19 protein-coding genes and 2 tRNA genes are annotated in these 23,891 nt (G+C 56.0%); 17 read left to right on the top strand and 4 right to left on the bottom strand.

Annotation, left to right across the window (positions count from 1 at the left end; translation table 11 throughout):
- Nucleotides 1-59: 59 nt before the first annotated feature.
- Nucleotides 60-752 (bottom strand): response regulator, encoded by a 693-nt coding sequence (locus tag AB4Y71_RS08795; RefSeq protein ID WP_441720582.1) that lies wholly within the window; start codon nt 750-752, stop codon nt 60-62.
- Between the two features lie 7 nt (nt 753-759).
- Nucleotides 760-1,992 (bottom strand): sensor histidine kinase, encoded by a 1,233-nt coding sequence (locus AB4Y71_RS08800; protein ID WP_441719697.1) that lies wholly within the window; start codon nt 1,990-1,992, stop codon nt 760-762.
- Nucleotides 1,993-2,175: 183 nt separating this feature from the next.
- On the opposite strand from AB4Y71_RS08800, the gene AB4Y71_RS08805 reads away from it, so the two are divergent.
- From AB4Y71_RS08805 to thiL, 10 genes are all read left to right on the top strand, one after another.
- Complete coding sequence (locus tag AB4Y71_RS08805) at nt 2,176-3,234, top strand: 3-isopropylmalate dehydrogenase (RefSeq protein WP_441719700.1); 1,059 nt, start codon at nt 2,176-2,178, stop codon at nt 3,232-3,234.
- Nucleotides 3,235-3,349: 115 nt separating this feature from the next.
- A complete protein-coding gene (locus tag AB4Y71_RS08810; protein ID WP_441719703.1) occupies nt 3,350-4,444 on the top strand; it encodes a branched-chain amino acid aminotransferase in 1,095 nt (364 codons plus the stop codon).
- Nucleotides 4,445-4,779: 335 nt separating this feature from the next.
- Nucleotides 4,780-6,771, top strand: a complete 1,992-nt coding sequence (locus AB4Y71_RS08815) for a hypothetical protein (protein WP_441719706.1) — start codon at nt 4,780-4,782, stop codon at nt 6,769-6,771.
- Between the two features lie 130 nt (nt 6,772-6,901).
- Entirely contained in the window at nt 6,902-7,666 is a 765-nt protein-coding gene (locus AB4Y71_RS08820) for a fumarylacetoacetate hydrolase family protein (protein ID WP_441719708.1), read from the top strand.
- A 101-nt stretch (nt 7,667-7,767) separates the two neighbouring features.
- Complete coding sequence (gene gltX / locus AB4Y71_RS08825) at nt 7,768-9,273, top strand: glutamate--tRNA ligase (RefSeq protein ID WP_441719710.1); 1,506 nt, start codon at nt 7,768-7,770, stop codon at nt 9,271-9,273.
- A gap of 686 nt (nt 9,274-9,959) precedes the next feature.
- Nucleotides 9,960-10,031, top strand: a tRNA-Gln gene (locus tag AB4Y71_RS08830).
- A gap of 48 nt (nt 10,032-10,079) precedes the next feature.
- Nucleotides 10,080-10,155: transfer RNA gene (locus tag AB4Y71_RS08835), tRNA-Glu, on the top strand.
- Nucleotides 10,156-10,254: 99 nt separating this feature from the next.
- The gene (locus AB4Y71_RS08840) at nt 10,255-12,021 is read left to right on the top strand and encodes a dynamin family protein (protein WP_441719720.1); all 1,767 of its coding nucleotides are present in this window, start codon (nt 10,255-10,257) and stop codon (nt 12,019-12,021) included.
- On the top strand, nt 12,021-13,664 hold the full coding sequence (locus AB4Y71_RS08845; protein ID WP_441719724.1) for a GTPase: 1,644 nt from the start codon (nt 12,021-12,023) through the stop codon (nt 13,662-13,664). Before AB4Y71_RS08840 ends, AB4Y71_RS08845 begins: the two co-directional genes overlap by 1 nt.
- 6 nt (nt 13,665-13,670) lie before the next feature.
- Nucleotides 13,671-14,687, top strand: a complete 1,017-nt coding sequence (thiL, locus tag AB4Y71_RS08850; RefSeq protein WP_441719727.1) for a thiamine-phosphate kinase — start codon at nt 13,671-13,673, stop codon at nt 14,685-14,687.
- 27 nt (nt 14,688-14,714) lie between these two features.
- Here the strand turns inward: thiL and AB4Y71_RS08855 are convergent, their stop codons facing one another.
- Nucleotides 14,715-15,440, bottom strand: coding sequence for an IclR family transcriptional regulator (locus AB4Y71_RS08855; RefSeq protein WP_105659150.1), 726 nt, complete (start codon nt 15,438-15,440; stop codon nt 14,715-14,717).
- Between the two features lie 122 nt (nt 15,441-15,562).
- Between AB4Y71_RS08855 and leuC the strand changes: the two genes are divergently transcribed.
- The 6 genes from leuC to AB4Y71_RS08885 all read left to right on the top strand — a co-directional run bounded on the left by leuC (nt 15,563) and on the right by AB4Y71_RS08885 (nt 22,158).
- Nucleotides 15,563-17,002: a 3-isopropylmalate dehydratase large subunit gene (leuC, locus tag AB4Y71_RS08860; protein WP_441686098.1), complete on the top strand. Its 1,440-nt coding sequence runs from the start codon at nt 15,563-15,565 to the stop codon at nt 17,000-17,002.
- 14 nt (nt 17,003-17,016) lie between these two features.
- Complete coding sequence (gene leuD, locus AB4Y71_RS08865; protein WP_441719729.1) at nt 17,017-17,622, top strand: 3-isopropylmalate dehydratase small subunit; 606 nt, start codon at nt 17,017-17,019, stop codon at nt 17,620-17,622.
- Between the two features lie 257 nt (nt 17,623-17,879).
- Nucleotides 17,880-19,199, top strand: a complete 1,320-nt coding sequence (gene murA, locus AB4Y71_RS08870) for a UDP-N-acetylglucosamine 1-carboxyvinyltransferase (protein WP_332503888.1) — start codon at nt 17,880-17,882, stop codon at nt 19,197-19,199.
- 95 nt (nt 19,200-19,294) lie between these two features.
- On the top strand, nt 19,295-19,978 hold the full coding sequence (locus tag AB4Y71_RS08875; protein WP_105661158.1) for a lysophospholipid acyltransferase family protein: 684 nt from the start codon (nt 19,295-19,297) through the stop codon (nt 19,976-19,978).
- Between the two features lie 33 nt (nt 19,979-20,011).
- The gene (locus tag AB4Y71_RS08880) at nt 20,012-21,046 is read left to right on the top strand and encodes an NAD(P)H-dependent glycerol-3-phosphate dehydrogenase (protein ID WP_402472809.1); all 1,035 of its coding nucleotides are present in this window, start codon (nt 20,012-20,014) and stop codon (nt 21,044-21,046) included.
- Complete coding sequence (locus tag AB4Y71_RS08885) at nt 21,046-22,158, top strand: D-alanine--D-alanine ligase family protein (protein ID WP_441719733.1); 1,113 nt, start codon at nt 21,046-21,048, stop codon at nt 22,156-22,158. The genes AB4Y71_RS08880 and AB4Y71_RS08885 overlap by 1 nt, the downstream gene beginning before the upstream one ends.
- Before the next feature lie 77 nt (nt 22,159-22,235).
- Here AB4Y71_RS08885 and AB4Y71_RS08890 read toward each other — a convergent pair whose 3' ends face one another.
- Nucleotides 22,236-22,685 (bottom strand): DUF3515 domain-containing protein, encoded by a 450-nt coding sequence (locus AB4Y71_RS08890; protein WP_441720583.1) that lies wholly within the window; start codon nt 22,683-22,685, stop codon nt 22,236-22,238.
- A gap of 141 nt (nt 22,686-22,826) precedes the next feature.
- On the opposite strand from AB4Y71_RS08890, the gene AB4Y71_RS08895 reads away from it, so the two are divergent.
- Complete coding sequence (locus AB4Y71_RS08895; RefSeq protein WP_441719736.1) at nt 22,827-23,873, top strand: LCP family protein; 1,047 nt, start codon at nt 22,827-22,829, stop codon at nt 23,871-23,873.
- Nucleotides 23,874-23,891: the final 18 nt, after the last annotated feature.

The raw sequence follows: 23,891 nt of genomic DNA on the forward strand, positions 1-23,891 counted from the left end.
AAATTGAGGTGTTCTGCTTGATTCTGAATCCGAGCAGAACACCTCAATTTTTCATCCAGTCAGGGTGTGACGACTCCGGTCTGGTAGGCGATGACTACAGCCTGGACCCGGTCACGAGCTTCCAGTTTGGCCAGAATATGACCCACATGGGTTTTGACTGTAGCTTCTGACAGGAAGAGTTTTTCTGCGATTTCCGGGTTGGAAAAACCTTCTGCAATCAGGCCAAACACTTCCCGTTCGCGAGGCGTCAGCGATTCAACAGCGGCAATCACGTGATCCTTGTGCTGTGACGAGCTCTTCTTGAGCATTGGCGCCATGTGGTCCAGCAACCGTCGAGTGGTCGAAGGCGCTATGACGGCATCACCGCGATTGACCGTGCGCACCGATTCCAAGAGTTCTTCTGGGGGCGCATCCTTCAAAAGAAAGCCGCTGGCGCCGGCTTGAATGGCACTTAGCGCATATTCATCCATGTCGAAAGTCGTCAGCACGATGATTTTGGGACCATCCGCAGCCTTCTTATCTGGATCCAGTAGGCGCTCAGTAGCTTCGATGCCGTCCATTTCCGGCATTCGCACGTCCATCAAGATGACATCCGCCTGAGCCATCAGTGGTGCAGCTAGTGCTTCACGGCCATTGCCAGCTTCAACAATGACTTCCATATCCTCTTGGGAATTAATGAGCATTCTGAAGCCACTGCGAACCAAGAGCTGATCATCAACCAAGCCGACCTTGATGGCATCTGTTTTAGGCATTTGAATATTAGTCCTCGGTGTAAGGGATGGAAACATTAACGACGAAACCGCCCCCGGTCCGGGGGAGTGCAGTGCAGGTACCTTCATATAAGGCTACGCGTTCTTTCATTCCCTGCAGACCTTGTCCTACGCCTTCCAGGACGATGGAACCGGCGCCTCGCCCATCGTCGCTGACGCTCAAATTCAAGCCTCGGGAAGTCCACTCAATATGGACTTGGGTCTGCGTGTCAGGACCAGCGTGTTTAATGACATTCGTGAGCGATTCTTGAACGCATCGATAGATTGTGAGCTCCGCGCCTGCCGGTAGTTCTTTCCGCGGGGTACCAGAAGTTTCGAGATGGACATTCAGTCCGGACACGGCAACGCTTTCTACGAGTTCAGGTACGTTTGCCAATGACGGAAGAGGGCGATTCTCCAATTCCTCGTCTTTGCGTAGAACTCCCAGGAGCCTGCGCATTTCTTTCAGCGATGCGCGGCCCGTATCTGAAACTGTTTTCAGGGTCTCGATGGCAATCTCCGGGTCTTTCGCCGCCGCGTATCGTGCCCCGTTGGCCTGGGTGATGATGACAGAGAGCGAATGGGCCACGATGTCATGCATCTCGCGGGCGATGTGGTTTCTCTCGTCGGAAGCTGCCAGGGCGCGCTCGGTGAGGCGTTCTTTCTCGAGGCGTTCGGCATGATCCCTCAGGGACTTCATGGCCAGACGCCTCGTTCGCGCTAAGTCACCGAAGGTCCAAGAAAGGGTGACAACCAATGCAAGACCCACGAAAGAAATCATCATGTCGAAGGTGAAGACGGGGGATGGATCAGGCGAGTACCTTGAGGCGCCGAACATGCTGAACGTCGCCAACAACGCGCCAATCAGACCCAGCCCCAGCGTGCTGAATGACTGCCAGCGTTTCCCGTAGACAGCCATGGTATAAACCATGATTGGAACGGATACTTGCGAGAACATCATTAGCCCGTCAAAGCCCAGTTGCAATACATGCCCGGTGGCGACAACGAGGGTCGCTGCCCATGGGCAGCGACGCCGCACCATCAGCGGAGCTGACTGGAGAAGAGAAAGGCTCAGCACGGCGAGAACGGCGGCAACTGACATCGAAGAAGCGAGGCTGAGAGCGGCCGGTATGCAGAACAGCGTGTACAGCAGGCCGGTGATGAAATCTACCCGTCCGGGATTCTCGCGGATCCAACCGTCAATTCGACGGTGGGGATTGGCAAAGATCAAGAGTTCCTGCAATTCAACGTTTTAGTAGCTGTTGATCCGTATAGCGAAGCAAAGGATCTGTTTATCCAAGGTTATCGGCAATGAAGACGGCGATGCCTCATGCCCAGGGAGGAAGTATGTCGGCGGAAACTCATCAGATCTCATTATTTGAGATGAACTCTCAAATGGCGGACGCTAGTCGATAGAATCTGTGCCATGGGAAATGTAATTGATATTGCGGTCATTCCGGGTGACGGTATTGGCCCAGAAGTTGTTGCCGAAGCGGTTAAGGTTCTGAAGTTCGTCACTAATGGTGACAAGAACGAGATCAAGCTGACCGACTACAAGCTTGGTGCAGAGCATTGGCTGGCGACTGGCGAAACACTTCCGGATGCGACGCTGGAAGCTCTTAAGAAGCACGATGCCATTCTCTTCGGCGCTGTTGGCGCTGCCCCTGGAGATACGCGCATTCCGTCCGGAATTATCGAGCGCGAAATGCTTCTGAAGCTCCGCTTCTCGCTGGATCATTTCGTGAATCTGCGTCCGGCTAAGCTCTATCCTGGAATTGAGAGCCCCCTGGCTAACCCCGGTGAAATTGACTTCGTGGTGGTTCGCGAAGGTACCGAAGGCCCGTATGTAGGCAACGGCGGTTCGGTGCGCACGGGCACCGCGCATGAAATCGCTACCGAAGTATCGGTAAATACCGCCTATGGTGTGGAACGTGTTGTCCGCGACGCATTCCGCCGTGCATCAGAGCGTGAACGCAAGCGTGTCACCCTGGTGCACAAGCACAACGTGCTGGTGCACGCGGGGCATTTGTGGAAGCGCACTGTCGAAATGGTGGCGCAGGAATTCCCAGAGGTTACCCACGACTACCTGCACGTGGATGCGGCTACCATCTTCCTGACCACGGATCCATCACGTTTCGACGTGATTGTCACTGACAACCTCTTTGGCGACATCCTCACCGACCAGGCCGGCGCCATTACCGGTGGAATTGGCTTGGCCGCCAGTGGCAACATCAATATGGACCGTACCTACCCATCGATGTTTGAGCCGGTTCATGGTTCTGCTCCGGATATTGCCGGCCAGCAGAAGGCAGACCCAACCGCGGCGATTCTGTCCGTGGCACTGATGCTTGATCACCTCGGGTTGGCTGAAGAAGCTCGCACAGTTGAGCAAGCTGTTGAAAAAGAGATCACTTCACGTCAAGAATTGACCGATAATCGCACCACAAGTGAAATTGGCGATGCAATTGTGGCGTTACTGGCATAAGCTGAAAGTGACGTTTCTGGTTAGCTAATAGCCAGTAGCAAATTCCACGAACGGATGTTCCGCTGAGGCGTGGAGCATCCGTTCTTTGTTTATTGAACTAGGAAGTCCAGGGTAGATGGAATTCACCGAAAATCTCTCAACGAATCGCAAGAGCGAACAGGACCGAGCCGGCGTCTTGGCTAATCCTGGGTTCGGAGACTTCTTCACTGACCACACCGCAGTCATCGACTGGTCAGCAGACGATAGCGGCCGTAACGGTGAATGGCACGATGCTCGAATTGAGCCATACGGCCCTATCGCCATGGACCCGGCCGCTTCAGTCCTGCATTATGGCCAGGAAATCTTCGAAGGCCTTAAGGCCTACCGCCATGCCGATGATTCGGTATGGACTTTCCGCCCGCAGGCCAACGCTGCCCGCATGAACAAGTCGGCTCAGCGCCTAGCACTCCCGCAGCTGGATGAGGACGTTTTCGTCGACTCGCTGCGCAAGCTGGTAGCAACGGATATCGATTGGGTTCCTACCGGTGACGGTGAAGCCTTGTACCTGCGTCCATTCATGATTGCTACCGAGGCATTCCTTGGTGTGCGTGCAGCGCGTGAGGTTTCCTACCGCGTCATCGCTTCTCCAGCAGGCAATTACTTCGGTGGCGAACTCAAGCCAGTGGCCATTTGGGTATCGAAGAACTACGCACGAGCAGGCCGAGGCGGTACAGGTTCGGCTAAGTGCGGTGGCAACTACGCGGCCTCGCTCGTAGCCCAGTTGGAAGCTGAAGAAAATGGCTGCAAGCAGGTTCTGTTCCTTGACTCCTTCAATGACAATGCCGTTGAAGAGCTCGGGGGCATGAACGTCTTCTTCGTAACGAAGAACAACAAGCTGGTGACCCCAGCATTGACCGGAACCATCCTTGAAGGAGTGACCCGTTCGTCGGTCATCCAGCTCGCGAAGGATCGCGGCATGGAGGTCGAAGAACGCAAGATCACCCTGGATGAGTGGCGTGATGGCATTGCCTCAGGCGATATTGCCGAGGTCTTTGCTTGCGGTACCGCAGCGGTGATCACCCCAATCGGCCTGCTGAAGAACGGCGAAGAGCTCATTGGTGAGGAGAATGCTGCAGCCGGTGAGGTGACCATGTCCATTCGCGAAGAACTGCTGGGAATTCAGCGGGGTACCGTGGAAGACCGTCACGGTTGGCTGGAACGTTTGGCGTAAAGCTAGCTCAAAGTTGCTGGTCTCGAGACTTATAGTCTCGGGACCAGTGGTTTTTAACCCGAATTGGTCATGTGCAAACGCAGTTGCTAGCGTCAGTACGTAGCAGACGCTGCTCCACTGCAAGAAGTTCTGGGGCCGATCGAACGGAGTAATGTTTGTCTGGAGAAGAGCGCAGGGAAACTAGAAGCATTGCAAGACGAAGCTTGCTCGGCCTGGCTGTTGTTGGTGGAACCGCCGCAGGGCTTTCTTTCCTCTTCCCGGACCGTCGGGCCTCTGAGATTAGCGCTCCTTCAGTGACCCCGTCTCCGAGCCCCACGCCGAAACCGACTCCCGATATGCGGTATTTAGCGACTCTGAAGAGCGGGAAAGAAATTAGTGGCCATGAAAAGGTCTTCGGCAGAGCATATTCGACGCTGAAGATTCTTGAGACGGTACCGCTAACCAACTACCGCAATTCCTCGAAGCTGCGGTTGGCGGTGTCTATTGTCGGGCATATCAATGAACTGCAAATAATCGATCCCTCAGCTGGCAACGCTATTCACACGTTGAACCTGCCCGATGACAGCGGGCACGGAATTGATTCGATGGTTTGGGATGAATCCCGGCAAAGACTATATCTCAGTGTGGACGGGAGTGTTCTCGCATGGAATCCAGCAATTCCTGAGCAGTTCAATACCCTGGTGGACGTAGAAGGTGCCTCGGTTGCATATGAGCTTCGGCTTGATTCGAGCGGCAACCTGTGGGGCGGCACCTATCCACTCGGCGCAAGCTTCAACTACAACGTCGAAAGCAAAAAACTTCGGGTATTTGATCGTGTAGCCGAAGACACGGACTATATCCGCCGCCTGGCATTGGATGGCCGGGGCAGGGTATGGATGGGAACGGGGACTCGGAATCCTAGGCTATTCACCTTTGAGGCCGGGAAGACGGAGGCAGTACGTGAAATAAAGCTTCCAGTGGATGTGGCCCATGGATTCATTGGGTCAATTGACCCTATCGGGCATTACCTCGCTGTGACCGTTAGCTCCGTTTCGGAACAACTCATACTCGATACCCAGACGATGAAATGGCAGGAGCCAGTGACCCGGGTATGGGCATCGCGCGAGATTTCCAGGGCCAGTTCGGGGAGATTCTTCAGCATCACTTCCGGTCATCTGCATTCAACTGCATTCCAGGGAATGGATGACAAGCAGCTCGGAAAAGTCGAGGCGCGTGGCATCTTGTGCATCATTCCGCAGAATGGGCGCATCCTCATCATCAGTACGACAACCGATGGGATACTCTGCGAAACATTCGATTTGGGTTTGAATCGCGTACGCGCTGCCCGCGAAATCAGATTGACCCCGAGCGCCATCAAGATCCAATCGCTGCTCGGACACAGTGACGGAAACATCTATATCGGAGGTTACAAGGCGAACGGTGTCGCCGCGTTGAATCCGGAAACTGGCGTTCGTTGGAACTCCGGCGATGACGAGCAGGTGATCAATCAGATCGAAGGAATGGTCGAATACGACCAGAACAAAACCTATATCGGTTCCTACGGTAGTGCTGACCTGGTCCTCATGGAGACACCTCAAAACAACGCCGACAGAAACTATGACCGGATTGCACGGCTGCTCACTGAGTACTCGCAATCGAGGCCCTTTGGCTGGGCAGCAAATTCATCCAGCGTGTTTTTCGGAACTGTTCCGGAATATGGAGTTTCAGGCGGTGTTCTGGGGAAGATTGATCCTGATACTGATACGGTCTCCTGGGTTCTTGACGGGGACGGCAAAGGATTCGTTTCAGGCCATTCCATCATCGGGCTAGCCGCCGATGAATCGTATCTCTATGGCACAACTTCGGTACGCAACGGATATGGCGTTGAAGATACGAAAAGTCCTGCCAAGGTCTTCAAGATGCACATAGCGTCCCGCAAGATCCTCTGGGAAACAAATCCTGTGGAATCCGCGGGCGCGTTGTATTCACCTGCGATTACCGGCGGTTGGCTGGCCGTAGCTGATCTGCAAGGTGTGGCCTTGCTGGACTTGGACAGCGGACGGTTGAAGAAACGGCATATCGTCAACAACGTTAAAAACACTTCCTATCGTCCTGGATGGCTAGCTGCAGACGTAAGGGCAACGCCGGATGGGAAGAAGATGGTTCATGCTGCAGGGGGTGGAATAACAGTGATGGATTATGTTGCAGGAACTACTCATTCCGTCGTGTCCACACGAAGCCATGACCGGCACGGCACCAGATTGACCGTTGGTGCCGACGGCCACGTGTACGGGATTCTAAATCAAACCACACTGGTGCAGCTTGCCCTGGCGCCGGAATTGACCTAGCCAGGTTCGCGGCGATGAGCCGAGGTGGATTGCCGTCCGAGGATTTCCTTTCCCTTCATTTGCCGTATTTCGCAGTCGCAGTTCCTGCAGTGAAGGAAAAGCCGGGACGTCATGGTTTAGGCTTGTATTCATGCGCATTGCACGATTTGTAGTAGATAGCGACCCGCTGTACGGCGTTGTCGACGGTAACGATATTCATGTTTTGGCTGGAGATCCATTTTTCCAGGGGATCAAGACCACTGGCGCTACGCACTCCATGGATGATGTTCGGTTGGTAGCCCCGATCATCCCTCGCTCAAAGGTCGTGGGCTTTGGCCGCACGTACCGCGAGCACGCCAAGGAGCTTGGAAATGAAGTTCCTGCTGAGCCGCTGATGTTCTTGAAGCCGAATACTTCCGTAGTCGGCCATGGAGACCCCGTTACCCTGCCGGCGTTTTCCAATGAAGTTTCCTTCGAAGGTGAACTTGCCGTGGTGATCGGCCGTATTTGCAAGGACGTGCCAGCAGACAAAGCGCAGGACGTGATCTTCGGCTACACCGTAGCAAATGACCTGACCGCCCGCGATGCTCAGCGCACCGATCCGCAGTGGGCTCGTGCCAAGGGCTTTGACGGTTCTTGCCCGCTGGGCCCGTGGATTGAGACCGAAATTGCCGACCCGGATGATCTGGGAATTATCAGTCGCGTCAATGGCGAGGTTCGCCAAGATGGAACTACCAACGACATGATCTGGCCGGTCAACGAATTGGTTGCTCGTGCTTCCGAAGCTTTCACCTTGCTGCCAGGCGATGTCATCATGACTGGCACCCCTGCGGGTGTCGGCCTAGTCAATGCAGGCGACGTTGTAGAAGTGGAAGTCGAAGGTATCGGTTCATTGCGAACCGTCTTCCGTCGCTAGGAACCATTACTGATGTTGTGAGGCTTTCGATCGCTAATGTGATCGGGAGCCTCGCGCTTTAACTGCAAGTTTCTTTGCAGAAGGCATAGAATGAAAACATCATGACTGATCTTTCGTTGATTCCCGTTGTTACCGAAGATACCCCGGTACGCGTTCGTTTTTGCCCATCCCCAACTGGTACCCCTCACGTAGGTTTGATCCGTACTGCCCTCTTCAACTGGGCTTACGCGCGTCACACCGGCGGCAAAATGGTCTTCCGCATCGAAGACACTGATGCCAAGCGTGACTCCGAAGAAAGCTACAACCAGCTTTTGGATGCTCTGGCTTGGTTGGGTATCGATTGGGACGAGGGCGTCAACGCGGGCGGTCCGCATGAGCCATACCGCCAGTCGCAGCGTGGTGACATCTACGAGGACGTCATTGCCAAGCTTCGTACTGCAGGCCATCTGTACGAGTCCTACTCGACCCCAGAAGAAGTTGAAGCACGCCACAAGGCAGCCGGCCGTGACCCGAAGCTGGGCTACGACAACTTCGACCGCGAACTGACCGATGAGCAGAAAACCGCGTTCAAGGCCGAGGGTCGTGAACCGGTATTGCGTGTTCGCATGCCGGATCACGACATTACCTTCAATGACCTGGTACGTGGCGAGATCACCTTCAAGGCTGGATCCGTTCCCGACTATGTGGTGGTGCGCGCCAACGGCAAGCCGCTATACACCCTGGTCAACCCGATCGATGATGCGCTGATGGGCATTACCCACGTACTTCGTGGCGAAGATCTGTTGTCCTCGACTCCACGCCAGGTCGTCTTGTATTCGTTGCTGCACGATATCGGCGTTGCCCAGTACATGCCTCGTTTTGGCCACCTGCCATACGTTATGGGACAGGGCAACAAGAAGCTATCCAAGCGTGATCCAGAATCCAGCGTATTCTTGCACCGCGACAATGGATTCATCCCGGAAGGCCTGCTGAACTATCTCGCGCTTCTTGGCTGGTCGCTGAGTGCTGATGAAGATATCTTCTCCCGTGAACAGCTGGTAGAAGCCTTTGATGTAACGGACGTACTGTCCAATCCTGCCCGCTTCGATGTGAAGAAGGCAGAAGCAATTAACGGAACCCACGTGCGCATGCTCGAAGCACAGGATTTCCGTAATCGTTTGGTTCCTTACCTGAAGGCCGCTGGTCTGGTGGGTGAGGAGCTGACTGAACGTGAAAACGACATCCTGGACCAGGCTGCGCCACTGGTTCAGGAACGTATTGCCCTGTTGGGTGAAGCGACCGACATGCTTGAATTCCTCTTCAAGTCTGATGACAAAATTGTCATTGACGAGAAAGCACTCAAGGGAATGCCGGCCAACCTGGTTGAGGTTGTCGATGCTACTGTCCAGGGCCTCGAAACCCTTACCGAATGGAATGCCGAAACCATTCAGGCAGCACTGCGCACGAAGCTTGTGGACGAACTGGAACTGAAGCCTCGTCAGGCATTCGGACCAGCCCGCGTTGCTATCTCCGGAAAGCGCGTATCTCCACCGCTCTTCGAGTCCATGGAGATTCTTGGACGCGAGTCGAGCCTCAAGCGTCTGCGCGCATTTGGTGAGTCCCGCTAGCTATTCTCCGAAAGCCCGGTGAAAAGCACTTTGAACGCCTCGGATTGTTCCAGTCCTGTGAGCTGGTCCTGTCCGAGGCGTTTTCGTTGAGATTGTTGACGCACTCGTAGATGTGCGAACGGCCGCAATCCGCGTTTATCGTCCATATCCGAGCCGGAGCTGGCGCATCTGTATCCTGAGCGACTGGCCGGGATTGAGGCAGGTTTTGCGGATGATGGTGCTTATGCCCGGGAAAGGTACATGGCAGGCGGGCTTATGGTCATGGGGCAGCGAGAAGTGCGGTTGCTGCGTGCGTGGAGTTTGGCAAGATTAACCGCGTCAAGCGGAGAAGCCTAAACCCCATTTGTGCCCCGTTCCTTGGCCGGCGCGCTGAACTAGAGGGTCTGCCGGCACAGGCGCTTTGCATAGGGGATGACCCTGTTGGCGGCTATCAATGTGCCGTTGACGCGGGACTCCAGTATTTTCTCACGGACAGTGCTTCACTTCACAAGAATTTCCCTGCTTGGCTAGTGGCGGATTTGGGATGACTGGCAGCTGTTCTTTGCTGATTTTCCGCGGATTCTGCGTGGGGCACCGGTCGCGAGGCTCGATTTGTGTACTGAACATTAGGCCGGTATAGTTTTATCTCGTGCTACGGCAGTGGCCGGAATGATGCTCAGCTGAATTCTGGAAAGGCCAAGTCACAGTGGGATATGGTGTAATTGGCAACACAACGGTTTCTGGTTCCGTCATTCTAGGTTCGAGTCCTGGTATCCCAGCGCTTCACCAAAGAGATTTGGTGAGCTGAAGATTAATCTTCAGCATACGGCCCCATCGTATAGCGGCCTAGTACTCCGCCCTCTCACGGCGGCAACACGGGTTCGAATCCCGTTGGGGTCACCACAGTAAAACCGCGGAGAATTCCGCGGTTTTTGCGTTTCCCGGACAAAATCTGCATCAGGCTCGCGGGTTTCCCTGTTGGCATGAGGCAAGATAGTTCTCATGGAGTCGAATTCAGATCTGGCTAAGAGCTCAGGGCAGGAAACTGCCTCGCAAACCGAAATTGGCAGTGATTCCGCGGCGCGTTTGAGCGAGCTCCAGAAGCTGCTCGAAGAGCTTTCCTTTGTAAATGGCCAGCCACGAGAAGCCTCTGCGTTCGAAGAACTGCGCAACAAGGCATTGCATCAAATCTCGGACTACCTGATTCCACGAGTTTCGAATCTCGGCGCACCGCTTCTGGTGGTCGTCGGTGGCTCCACGGGCTCGGGCAAATCGACTCTTGTCAATTCCCTTCTGGGGGAACAGGTCAGTCTTTCCGGCGCTGTGCGTCCGACCACGCGAACTCCGGTCTTGGCTTTCAACCCTGTTGACCAATCCTTCTTTGAATCTGAACGGATTCTTCCCGAACTTAAACGCGTAGCCGGCCGTGGCTTCAATGCCGACGCCGGAGCAGCCAGTAACCACGCGCTGTTGATGACGCCCCGTGAGCAGGTACCACGAGGTTTGGCCATCCTCGATGCCCCGGATATCGACTCGGTTTCCGACGAGAACAGGGAATTGGCAGGCCAGCTTCTGAACGCAGCAGATCTGTGGATTTTTGTCACCACAGCCAATAGATACGCCGACGCTCTTCCTTGGGATATGCTCACCGAAGCCGGCGCACGGAAAATTACCGTCTGCGTCGTCTTGAACAGAGTGCCACCGGGAGCCGAAGACGATATTGTTCCGGATTTGAAACGCCTGTTAAGCGAGAAGGACCTGGATCCGTCGTTGCTGCATGTCCTGAACGAGACGCACCTGGATGACCAGAAATTGATTCCAAGTGAGCACGTGGAACCCTTGCTCGCGTGGCTGAACTCACTGGCAGCAGATTCCGCTAAACGGCAGCAGATTGCGGCCCAAACACTTGATGGCGCGTTGCGGCGCACCACCGCAGATGTCAGTGAGTTAATCGCTGAACTGCAAGAGCAGGAAAAACAGCTCGGTGAATTGGACGCCCTTACCAATGAGCGCTTTGAGCAATCGCTGGCCAGAATTAACGATTCGCTCAATGACGGCTCATTGCTGCGTGGCGAAATCCTGGCCCGGTGGCAGGACTTCGTAGGAGCGGGCGAGCTGCTGCGCGGAATCGAAGGCGCCATTGGACGGATGAGGGATCGTGTTGGCGCATTCCTGACGGGAAAACCGCCAGCGACCCATCGTGTTGAACAAGCCATCGAATCAGGCTTGCACATGGTCTTCATTGCCGAAGCAACCAAGGCCTGCCATGATGTTGACAGGTCGTGGAAGAACACGCCATTTGGCCAAGCGCTACGCTCTAATCTGCAATCGCCGCGCCCGCCACAGGATCTTAATGAGCAAGCTTCGGAAAGCATCCGGCTTTGGCAAAAAGATGTCTTGGACATGATTCGCCAGGAGGGCGCCGGGAAGCGCAAGACCGCCCGCATGGCGGCATTTGGAGTCAACGGTGTGGCAGTCATCCTGATGGTCGTGGTCTTTGCGTCAACAGCGGGCCTCACCGGTCTGGAAATCGGTATTGCCGGCGGCTCCGCATTGGTAGGGCAGAAGCTGCTGGAAGCAATTTTTGGCGAGGATGCAGTACGTCGCATGGCCACCAAAGCCCGCAAGATGCTTGACACTCGGGCACGGGATCTACTGGATAGGACCTCGTCGATCTATCTGGACGAGCTAGCTGCAAAATCGCAGCCGGAGCTTGCCGATCGATTGGGCAAGATTACCTCAGCCTTGAGCAGCAAAGGGGCTCACTAATGTCCGAGCGCAAGATTCTCAGAGCAGTCAGCGGTCTCGACTCGCAAATCAACAGCATCGTGGAAGCGATGCAGCTTGCAGAACCATACTTGGAGCCAGAAACCATCGATCTAGCCGCGAACGTTATCACGCGTGCTGAATCTCGGCGCCAGCTTTCATCCGAACATGTGGTTGTAGGACTTTTCGGTGCCACCGGCAGCGGAAAATCAACAATGTTCAACGCTTTGGTAGGAGAGCAGCTGGCCGCCACGGGTGTCATTCGCCCGACTACTACCGATACTGTCGCTGCAATCTGGGAACCAGAAGGATCAAGCGAACTACTGGACTGGCTGGAAGTGACTACTCGCCACGTCATGGGCGATCAGGACAGCCGGGCGCAACCTGGCAAGAAAAAGAAGTTCGACTCCGGTCTCTTGCTGTTGGATCTACCCGACATGGATTCCACGGCAGTGGATCACCACAAGATTGCTGCTCGTTTGGTGGGCCAAGTGGATTATCTGGTATGGGTGCTTGATCCGCAGAAATACGCCGACGCGTCAATCCATCATGGTTATCTCAATTCCCTGCGCAGCCAGCAGGGGAACCTGCTGATCGTCCTGAACCAGATTGACAAGATTGCAGAACTAGAACGCAAGCAAGTCGTCGATTCCTTGCGCGGCATCTTGGCAACGTCCGGCTTGGAGAACCTTCCCGTCGTTTGCGCCTCTGCTGCCACGGGTGAAGGGGTCGCAGATGTGCATGCCAAGATTGCGGCCGCGGCGAAAAACAAGGCACTTTCCACACGTCGGCTCCGCGCAGATGTTGATCAAGTCATCCACCGCCTCAGTGAGGAACTCCAGGTGGAAAAGGTGCGCCTGCCTAGCCAGCTCCACCAAGCGGAACTGGAGCGTGTGATCGCAAAAGCGCACGGTGCCCAGTACATTGCTGATGCAGTGGAGACTTCCTACCTGCTTCGGGGTGCTTCGCGAACAGGATGGCCTTTAACCACGTGGCTGGTGAAGCTGCGCAACGATCCGCTGAAGCGGATGAATCTTGGGCGCCGGCATGAAGACCCGGAATTGTCCTTGACTTCGCGGCCAGAGCTTTCTGTCGCGGAGACTGCGGCAATCGAACATGGCATCAACCAGTATGTTTCCGAGGCTTCCAACGATCTTCCGGAAAGCTGGAAAGAGCCACTGCGTGAAAAGGTGCACGCGAATACGGAGGTACTAGATGACGGCATCGATGCGGCTATAGCCGGCACACCGCTGGGTGTTGAACGGTCCTCGTGGTGGTGGCCGGTAGTCAGAGTCATCCAATGGGTGGCACTTGTTGCGGCCCTGGGCGGAGCCTTGTGGCTCGCGGGCTATCCGGTGGCTGGATACTTCCAATTCGACCTGCCACAGGCTCCCCGAGTCGAAGGAATCGCCGTCCCGACGCTGCTGGTTTTCATAGGAATACTGCTGGGTATTGTCCTTGGCTTGGCTTGCTCGTTTGTCAACCGAATAGTCGCTAAAGTTAAGCGTAGGAAAGCGTTGAAGAACATTGAACGCTCGGTATCCCACTTGGTCAGGCAGGCCGTGATTGATCCTGTTGACCAGCATTTGGACACCTTCAATAGTTATTCAGCATTGATCACCTCAGCAGCCAAGAAAGCCGATTAGAACTCTGTGACTACAAACCAACCAAACGTCGATGCAACGGTAGGTGACCTTGGGGAACAAGGCATCCTGGACGCGATGTTGCCGCTGCTTGATTCTGAACAAGCAAGTCTCGGGCCCGGCGATGACGCAGGTGCGCTGCGCGTGCGCGGAACGGAAGTTCTCGTCTCCGTGGATACCTTGGTTGAGAATCAAGATTTTCGGTTGATCTGGCCCAGCGGGTTAGAGCACAGAGCCTATGACATCGGGTGGAAATCCATTGCACAAAATGTTTCGGACATTAATGCGATGGGCGGTCACGCTACTGGCGCCGTGATTTCTTTGTCCCTGCCGAAGGACACTTCCTTGGAATGGGTCAGGGACTTCAGCCGCGGCGTTGCCGAGGCGATACAGGGACTTGGCGCACAGGAGCTTACTATTCTCGGGGGAGACCTCGGGAAGTCCCAAGAAATTTCCGTTACCACTACAGTTCTGGGCGAATGCGCGCATGGCAAGGTCCTGAGGAGCGGAGTCCAAGTTGGCGACCGCATTGCCGTGGCAGGACGTGTCGGTGCTGCTGGGGCAGGGCTTTCGGTCCTTGAGCATGATCGCAACGAACAAGTCTGGAGCCGGGCGGTGCGCCGGCTGGTCCAGGCGCAGTGCCGTCCCGTGCCACCGTTGGAATCGGGCCCGCGTGCCGCGGAAGCGGGTGCTACAGCCATGATGGACATATCTGATGGGCTGATCCGTGACGCTGGTCGCTTGGCGAAAGCCAGCCATGTGAATCTCGAGTTAGAGTTTTCCGTGCTGCAGGATTATGCTGTTCGCTTGGAAGCAGCGTCAGAACTGACCGGCACCGATCCAATGTCGTGGGTATTGTACGGCGGCGAAGATTTTGGACTCCTTGCTGCCTTCCCAGAGGGAATTGAAATCCCAGAGGAATTCACCGTAATTGGTGCTGCCAAGCCGGCTAATGGCCGCCGCGCAGTAGTGAAACTTGATGGCAAGGTAGCAAAGCCCGAGACAGGCTTTGACCACTTCGGCTAGCTGCTCCGAACGTGCTTCATGAGCTGGCTACGCGCGGTCATTCTGGATGCGCAGCAGTTCGGAAAGCTCGTGGGCGGCACTAGTCACGGCTTCGTGGTGAATCTTCCCTGGCTGGCGCGTGAGTCGTTCAATCGGGCCGGATAAGGACAGGGCCGCAATGACTCGTCCGGACTGCCCGCGAACTGGTGCTGATACGGAAGCAACACCTGGCTCGCGTTCTCCCAGCGACTGGGCCCAGCCACGCCGACGGACGCCAGCCAGAATTGTCGGCGTGAAGCGCGCGTGATGCAATCCATCGACCATGCGTTCATTGTCTTCCCAGGCGAGCAGAATCTGGGCTGCCGAGCCGGCTTTCATGGACAGCTGGGTTCCAACAGGAATGGTGTCACGCAGGCCGATTGGACGCTCAGCACTGGCGATGCACACACGGTAATCGCCCTGCTTGCGGAAAATCTGCGTGCTTTCACCGGTGAGGTCGCGAAGCTTGATGAGCACGGGGCCCGCGGCGCTGACCAATCGGTCTTCGCCAGCGGCGCTGGCGAGTTCCACCAGACGGTTCCCCAACTCAAAGCGGCCGTGCATGTCGCGTCCCACCAATCCATGGTGAACCAGCGATTGGGCAATGCGGTGCACCGTAGGACGCGAGATTTCGGTGAGTTCTACCAGCTGGGACAGGGAAGTGGGGCCATTCTCCAATGCGTTGAGAATGGCTGCTGCCTTGTCCAGTACGCCTACGCCGCTGCCTGTTGTCATAGTTCCAGTATCACGTCTCAGTATTTGAGATTCAAGTCCGCATACTGGAAAAGTCGATCTATGAAGTGTCAAAGTTGGAGTATCAAATGTTCGTAGCTTGAGGAGTGTGTCGCATGTCCGCCATGCAGTCGCCCCAGACATTGGCAGAAAAAGTCTGGAATGCACATGTTGTGCGCCGAGGAGAAGGCGAAGGTGAAGCCCGCCAGCCGGATTTAATCTACATTGATCTCCACCTGCTGCACGAGGTGACCTCGCCGCAGGCCTTCGAGGGCCTGCGCCTGGCTGGCCGTCCGCTGCGTCGTCCGGACCTGACGATTGCGACCGAAGACCACAACACTCCCACGCTGGATATTGACAAGCCCATTGCCGACCTGACCAGCCGCACCCAGATCCACACCCTGCGGGATAACTGCAAGGAATTCGGTGTTCGCCTGCACTCCTTGGGCGACAAGGAACAGGGCATCGTTCACGTGGTAGGTCCGCAGCTGGGTCTGACCCAGCCAGGCATGACTGTGGTCTGCGGTGATTCGCATACCTCGACCCATGGCGCCTTCGGAGCCCTGGCTTTGGGTATCGGCACCTCGGAAGTCGAGCATGTCATGGCCACCCAGTCGCTGAGCTTGAAGCCGTTCAAGACTATGGCGATTAACGTCGAAGGCACCTTGAAGCCTGGTGTTACCTCCAAGGACATCATCTTGGCGGTCATCGCCAAGATCGGTACCGGTGGCGGCCAGGGATACGTGCTGGAGTACCGTGGTTCCGCGATTCGCTCGCTGTCCATGGATGCCCGCATGACCATCTGCAACATGTCCATCGAGGCTGGCGCCCGCGCCGGCATGATCGCTCCGGACGAGACCACCTTCGAATACGTCAAGGGACGCCCGCATGCACCGGCAGGCGAAGACTGGGACGCCGCCGTCGAGGACTGGAAGCAGCTGCACACCGATGAAGGCGCGCGCTTCGACGCTGAAGTCTTCTTGAATGCAGACGAACTTGAACCATTTGTCACCTGGGGAACCAACCCCGGCCAGGGTGTCTCGCTGTCTGAGAATGTGCCTTCTCCGGAAGACTTCGAAGACGAGAATGACCGCAAGGCCTGCGAGCGTGCTTTGAACTACATGGGTCTGACCGGCGGCACTCCGCTGAAGGACATCCGCGTGGACACCGTCTTCCTGGGGTCCTGCACCAACTCCCGCATGGAGGACCTGCGTGCAGCTGCTCAGGTCATCAAGGGCAAGGAAAAGGATCCTGATGTCCGCATGATCGTGGTACCCGGCTCGGCGCGTGTTCGGCTGGAAGCCGAAGCAGAAGGCCTGGATCAGATTTTCAAGGATTTCGGTGCTGAATGGCGTTTTGCAGGTTGCTCCATGTGCCTGGGCATGAACCCGGATCAGTTGGCCGAGGGGGAGCGCTGCGCGTCCACCTCCAACCGCAACTTCGAAGGACGACAGGGCAAGGGCGGACGTACCCACCTGGTGTCGCCACTGGTGGCCGCGGCTACCGCAATCCGTGGAACCCTCTCGTCGCCTAGCGACCTCGTCAACGTACCGGCTTCGGTCTAGGAAGGATCACCGTCATGGAAAAGATTGTCAGCCACACAGGTATTGGTGTTCCACTGCGCCAGAGCAATGTGGACACGGACCAGATTATTCCTGCCGTTTACCTCAAGCGCATCACCCGCACCGGCTTCGAGGATGCGTTGTTCGCGGGTTGGCGACGGGATGAGAACTTCATCCTGAACCAGGTACCTTTCAATACCGGCTCTGTGCTGGTGGCAGGTCCCGACTTCGGCACCGGTTCCTCGCGCGAGCACGCTGTCTGGGCGTTGAAGGATTACGGATTCAAGGCTGTGATCTCCGCTCGTTTTGCCGATATTTTCCGTGGCAACTCGGGCAAGCAGGGACTGGTTGCTGCCGAAGTGGCCCAGAGCGACATTGAATTGATCTGGAAGGAACTGGAGAACAATCCAGGCACCACGGTCACCGTTGACCTGGAATCGCGTACGGTCCAGTGCGGTTCCATCTCGGCACCGTTCCAGATTGACGACTACACCCGCTGGCGCCTGATGGAAGGCCTGGACGATATCGGCCTGACCTTGCAGCATGAGGAAGATATCACCGCATACGAAGCCAAGCGTCCAGCGCATAAGCCGCAGACTCTGCCGGCACGAACCGCAGGCTAAGCACCGAGTTCAAAATAAATGGAATGGTCCGCTCATCCCTGACGTTGTTAGGGGTGAGCGGATTATTGCATTCCTGATGGAATGATTTTCGGCAGAGCATAATAGGTCTGTCTGAAAGCATGCTCACAATGTGTGCGCCACGAGATGATCTGGGCATACTGGCAGGTACAGAGGCGGTATGCTTACTTAGTCCTGCCAGTTCGAAAGCCTAGAAGCTTCGGCGGGCGATAACGACTACGCGATGAGGTAATTCATACATGGGTAAGATCCTGACGATCCATGGTGGTGTCCCGCTCAAGGGCACCGTACGAGTCGGCGGAGCAAAGAACCTAGTGCCAAAAGCCATGGTCGCGGCTCTGCTTGGCGATACCCCTTCGGTATTGCGCAACGTACCGGAGATCAAAGATGTAGCTGTCGTGCGCAGCCTCCTTGAAATCCACGGTGTCAAGGTTGACCAGGACCCTGAAACCGGCGATCTGACCATGGACCCTACCCAGGTCAAGACCGCCTCGAACCAGGCGATCGATGCCCATGCCGGTGACTCGCGTATCCCTATTCTTTTCTGCGGACCATTGATCCACGCCTTGGGCGAAGCGTTCATCCCGGATCTGGGTGGCTGCCGCATTGGCGACCGCCCGATTGACTTCCATCTGGAAGTCCTGCGCGACTTTGGAGCGATCGTTGACAAGGCAGCCGATGGCATCCGCATCTCGGCCCCTAATGGGCTGACCGGCGCCAAGGTTGAACTGCAATACCCAAGTGTTGGCACCACCGAACAGGTCCTGCTCTCGGCCGTTCGAGCCAAGGGTGTCACCGAAGTCAGCAACGCGGCCATTGAGCCAGAAATCCTTGACCTGATCTCGCTGCTGCAGAAGATGGGCGCCATCATCTCCGTGCACCGCGACCGCGTGATCCGCATCCAGGGTGTCGAGAAGCTAACGGGCTTCGACCACTCCGCTTTGCCTGATCGCAACGAAGCCGCATCATGGGCCTCTGCCGCGTTGGTCACCAAGGGCGACATTTTCGTCCAGGACGCGACCCAGCGTGATTTGACTGCTTTCCTGCACGTCTACCGCCAGATCGGTGGTGAATTCGACGTCAAGTCCGATGGCATTCGCTTCTATCACCCAGGTGGAGACCTTAATCCACTGATCCTGGAAACCGACGTCCACCCGGGCTTCATGACTGACTGGCAGCAGCCGCTGGTAGTGGCCCTGACCCAGGCCAAGGGCGTATCGGTCATTCACGAGACCGTGTATGAGAACCGCTTCGGATTCACCGATGCGCTGGTTCGCATGGGTTCCACCGTCCAGGTTCACACCGACTGCCTCGGGTCCACCCCTTGCCGCTTCGGACAGCGCAACTTCAAGCATTCTGCTGTTGTCGTTGGCCCAGCGAAGCTGACCGGTGCCGACATCGATGTTCCTGATCTTCGTGGCGGATTCTCCCATTTGATCGCTGCCCTGGCTGCCGAAGGCACCAGCAAGGTCACCGGCATTGAAATCATCAACCGAGGCTACGAGCACTTCATGGAAAAGCTGCAGGCCCTGGGCGCAAATGTCGAGCTGAGCAACTAAAGGGGATCCGATTCGTGGTAAAGATTCTGGCCCCTGGCGAATCTGCTAAGACTAAACGGGTTTTCTCGCTATTGGCGGGCATTGTCCGTTCTGCCATGAACGGTTTGATGGGCAAAACGTGGAAGGGCTTTGAAACCCTCCCTCCGGGCGGGTACATTCTCTGCCCCAATCACCTGACCGAGATTGATCCGTTGGTTGTCGGCCATGCTATTTACAGCAATGGCCGGCTGCCACGCTGGCTGGCCAAGGAATCCTTGTTCAAGATCCCAGTGCTCGGATGGATGCTGCGCGAGACCGGACAGGTTCCGGTGTCACGCAGCGCATCCAATGCCGGCGAATCGCTGGCCGCGGCCCGAAAAGTCTTGGACGCTGGCGGGGTCATAGTCATTTACCCGGAAGGGACGCTGACCCGCGACCCTGCTCTGTGGCCAATGGTAGGACGAACCGGTGCCGCACGTTTGGCTCTGCAGACTGGCGCACCAGTGGTACCGATGGCTCACTGGGGCGACCAGGAACTGTTGCCGCGCTATTCCAAGAAAATGTATCCGTTCCCGCGAAAGCACGTCACGGTGTCAGTTGGCCAGCCAGTGGATCTTGATGACTTGCGTGATGGCCCTCGTACTCGGGCAGTGCTGCAAGAAGCCACCGATCGCATCATGGACGCGATCACCGCACTGACCGCAGAACTGCGCCAAGAAGAAGCACCAGCTGCGCGGTGGGATCCCAGCAAGCATGGCCAGTCGAAGACTGGCCGCAATTTCGATACCCCGGATAACTAATTACCTTGATCAACACCTTCCAGAGGACTGACATTGACTAAGCCGCTACCACGCAAAATCGCCGTCATGGGCGCTGGCAGCTGGGGGACAACCTTCGCCAAGGTGCTTGCTGATTCCGTTGCAGACAAGGGCATCGACGTTCAGATTTGGGCCCGTCGCGAAGACGCCGCCAATGAAATCAATGAACGCCACACCAATTCACGCTACCTGCGCGAAACCAAGCTTCCGGCCAACATCACGGCATCATCGGATCCGAAGACCGTTCTCAACGACGCTGACCTTGTCGTCTTGGCGATTCCGGCTCAGTCGTTGCGCCAGGAATTGGCGAAGTTCAAAGAATTCTTTGAACCCGGTGCGGTCTTGCTTTCACTGATGAAGGGTCTTGAACGCGGGACCGATCTGCGCATGAGCCAGGTCATCGCCGAAGTCACCGGGCTGCCTGCAGAGCAGATCGCTGTGCTTTCCGGACCAAACCTGGCAATGGAAATCGCACGCGAGCAGCCAACGGCTTCGGTCGTGGCCTGCACCGATTCTGATATTGCGCAGTGGATTGCTGAACTGTGCTCCGCTGCATACTTCCGTCCCTACACGAATGACGATGTCTTGGGTGTTGAGCTTGGCGGAATCGTCAAGAACATCATCGCCCTTGCCGTTGGCATGTGCGATGGCATGGGAATGGGCGATAATACCAAGTCCACCGTCATCACGCGTGGCTTGGCTGAAACCACCCGTTTGGTCCTCGCTCTTGGTGGCCGTTTGGACACCTTGGCAGGTCTTTCTGGCCTGGGCGATCTTGTGGCTACCTGTTCTTCCTCGCTCTCCCGCAATAACACTGCAGGACGCCTGCTTGGCCAGGGGCTCTTCTTGGAAGAGGTCAATGACCGCATGTCTCAGACTGCGGAAGGCATCAAATCAGCACGTGCCGTATTCGACCTGTCACAGGCCCATCACGTGGAAATGCCAATCACCGAAGCGGTGGTCATGGTTCTGGAGGGCACCTTGAGCGTTGAAAATATGGCTGCACGCCTGTTGTCGCGTGAATTGAAATCTGAAGGAGAACGTCACTAATGACTGAACGCAAGCTACGCGTCCTCTTGCTCTTCGGTGGCCGTTCCTCAGAGCACTCCGTTTCCTGCGTTACTGCGGCCGGCGTCATGCACGCCATCGACCGCGAGCGTTTCGAAATCGTTCCGGTGGGTATCACCCGCGACGGCGGTTGGACCCTGCTGGACGAGGATCCAGAAGGCTGGGCACTGAATACTGGCAAGCTGCCTGAAATTTCCTCGGTGGATCATCCGGTGCATCTTTCCACCGACGCGCAAAAGACATCATTGCTGTCCTACTCGGACTCCACGGTGGCAGATCTGGGCGAGATCGACGTGGTCTTCCCGTTGCTTCATGGTCCGTTCGGCGAGGATGGATCAATCCAGGGCATGCTGGAAATGGCCGGCGTTTCCTACGTTGGCTCCGGTATCGCAGCCAGTGCGATGGGCATGGACAAGCATTTCATGAAGGTAGTCTTCGAAGGGGCAGGCTTCAAGGTAGGCCCGTACGAAGTCATCACCAACAAGCAGTGGCTGCGCAACAGCGAAACTGCCATGAAGCGTTGCGAAGACCTGCAGTACCCGTTGTTCGTCAAGCCGGCACGTGCAGGATCCTCGGTAGGCATCACCAAGGTAGACGAGCCTTCGGGGCTTCGTGCCGCTATTGAGATTGCCCGTGCTGAAGATCCCAAGGTGATCATCGAGCAGGGGATTGTCGGCCGTGAAATCGAATGCGGTGTTCTTGAAGGCCGCGGCTGCGAACCTTCGCGGGCCTCATTGCCAGGCGAAATCGCGGTGGCAGATAATGAGCACACGTTCTATGATTTTGAAGCGAAATATGTTGATGGCGCCGCCGCCGAGCTCAGCTGCCCAGCATATCTGAGCGAAGAAGCCACTCGCGAGATCCGCGAACTTGCAGTGAAGGCCTTCGACGCTATTGATGCAGAAGGCCTATCGCGAGTTGATTTCTTCTATACTCCCGAAGGGGAATGGATCATCAATGAAATCAACACCATGCCCGGCTTCACGCCTTCAAGCATGTACCCGCAAATGTGGGCCAAAACGGGAATTGAGTACCGTGAACTTATTGATGAGCTGATTGGGCTGGCTACCGACCGGAATATCGGTTTGCGCTAATCCGGGAATAGCCGTTAAAGCCTGAGGGTGTGTTGAAGAATCAACACACCCTTAGGCTTTGCTTGTAGGCGATCCGCTTACAAGTTCACTGACTTGTCAACGCTGACGCACTTTTTGGAAGCCGGGATCTTCAGGGCTGCGTCCGACAGCGTGGCCAGCACAGTACTTGACGGGATGACGTTAGGATCCAAGACGACTTCGGTCGCTGGCGTCCGGCCGTAAGTAGTCAAGGTCCAGATACCTGATTCTTCATCCTCATTCGCTACCCAGTCGACGTCATTCACGGATACGCAGGGGTCAGTAGTGGGTCCTGGAACTTCGACACCGCAACGCAAGACAACTTTTGACGGGTCGCCCCAGGCCGAGGTTGCCTGCGAGGTCGTTGAACGACGCTCGGCATCATCGATGGCTTCGGGCAGGACAACCATCATTTCCGCACAGAGCGGGTTAGCTGCGTCCGGGGCAGCATCCACGGAAGCGACTGATGCGCAGCCTGCAAGTACTGGTAGTAATAAAGTACCGCTCATCACCAATGCCGAAGTTTGAGCAAGTTTTCGGTTAAGTTTTGGTGACAGTCGGGCTTTCAAGCTGATTTTAGACACGTTATAAGACTACATCGGCACTCTGAAAGATAGGATGTACAGAGTTGAAACTGTGAAAGGTAGCAAATGTCCTTTGAAGAGCACCCAGCGCGACCGCGCAAAAAGAAAAAGCGCACCGGGCGAGCCATCGTCTTAAGCGTGCTTGCCCTCGTCGTGGTCGCGGGGCTTGTTGCCGCCGGTTACCTTTGGAACCTTGGCAGAACTTTCGACTCTGAAAGCCAGACCATTACGGATGCCTTCCCTGCGGAAGAAACTCGTCCTGAAGTCAATGACGAGTCCAAGGACGCCGTCAACATCCTGCTGCTCGGAAGCGATACTCGCGCAACTCGTGAGGCGGATGAGGACAGCGAAGACTTTGGTACCCTTCCTAACGGTGGCCGCTCAGACACCATGATGCTGGTTCACATTCCCGCAGACCGCGAAAATGTGTTTGTCACCTCCGTCATGCGCGACACCTGGCTTGATATTCCGGGCGTAGGCACTGCCAAGATCAACCGCGCTTTTGCCAGCGGTGGAGTGCCCAAAGCAGTCGAAACCCTTGAGGGGCTCTTTGGCGTTCGCATTAACCACGTCGCGTCCGTCGATTTCGAAGGATTCAAGGGTCTAACCGATGCAGTGGGCGGAGTTACCGTAAATAACCCGCGCGGCTTCAAGCAGTCGATTGTTAATGGCATGTACTTCCCAGAGGGTGTTCAAACTCTGGACGGTGAACAGGCACTGGCGTTTGTCCGTGAACGCAAGTCCTTCCCAGGCAGCGACTACGAGCGCGTCAAGAACCAGCAGCTTTTCGTCAAGGCTTTGCTTGGTCAGTTGATGTCCAAGGAAACCCTGGCCAACCCGGGTAAGGTTTCTGAAGTTGTTTCTCAAATTGCACCGTTCATTGCAGTTGATGAAACTCTGGATTCTGGCAAGGTTGCCTCTTACGCTTCCTCCATGCTGAACCTGCGTTCGAGCGATATGGAATTCTTCACCCTTCCTAACAAGGGTCCGGGACGTTCTGCCGACGGACAGTCAATTGTCATTCCGGATATGGAAGTGATTGAGAAGTTTGGCAAGGCACTGCAAGAAGACAAGATGGCAGAGTTCGTAGAAACTACTGACCTGTCACGATAACTCCACTGAAGGACCAAC

Origin of the sequence: Glutamicibacter sp. MCAF14, assembly GCF_052114325.1 — a bacterium.
Taxonomy (GTDB): domain Bacteria; phylum Actinomycetota; class Actinomycetes; order Actinomycetales; family Micrococcaceae; genus Glutamicibacter; species Glutamicibacter arilaitensis.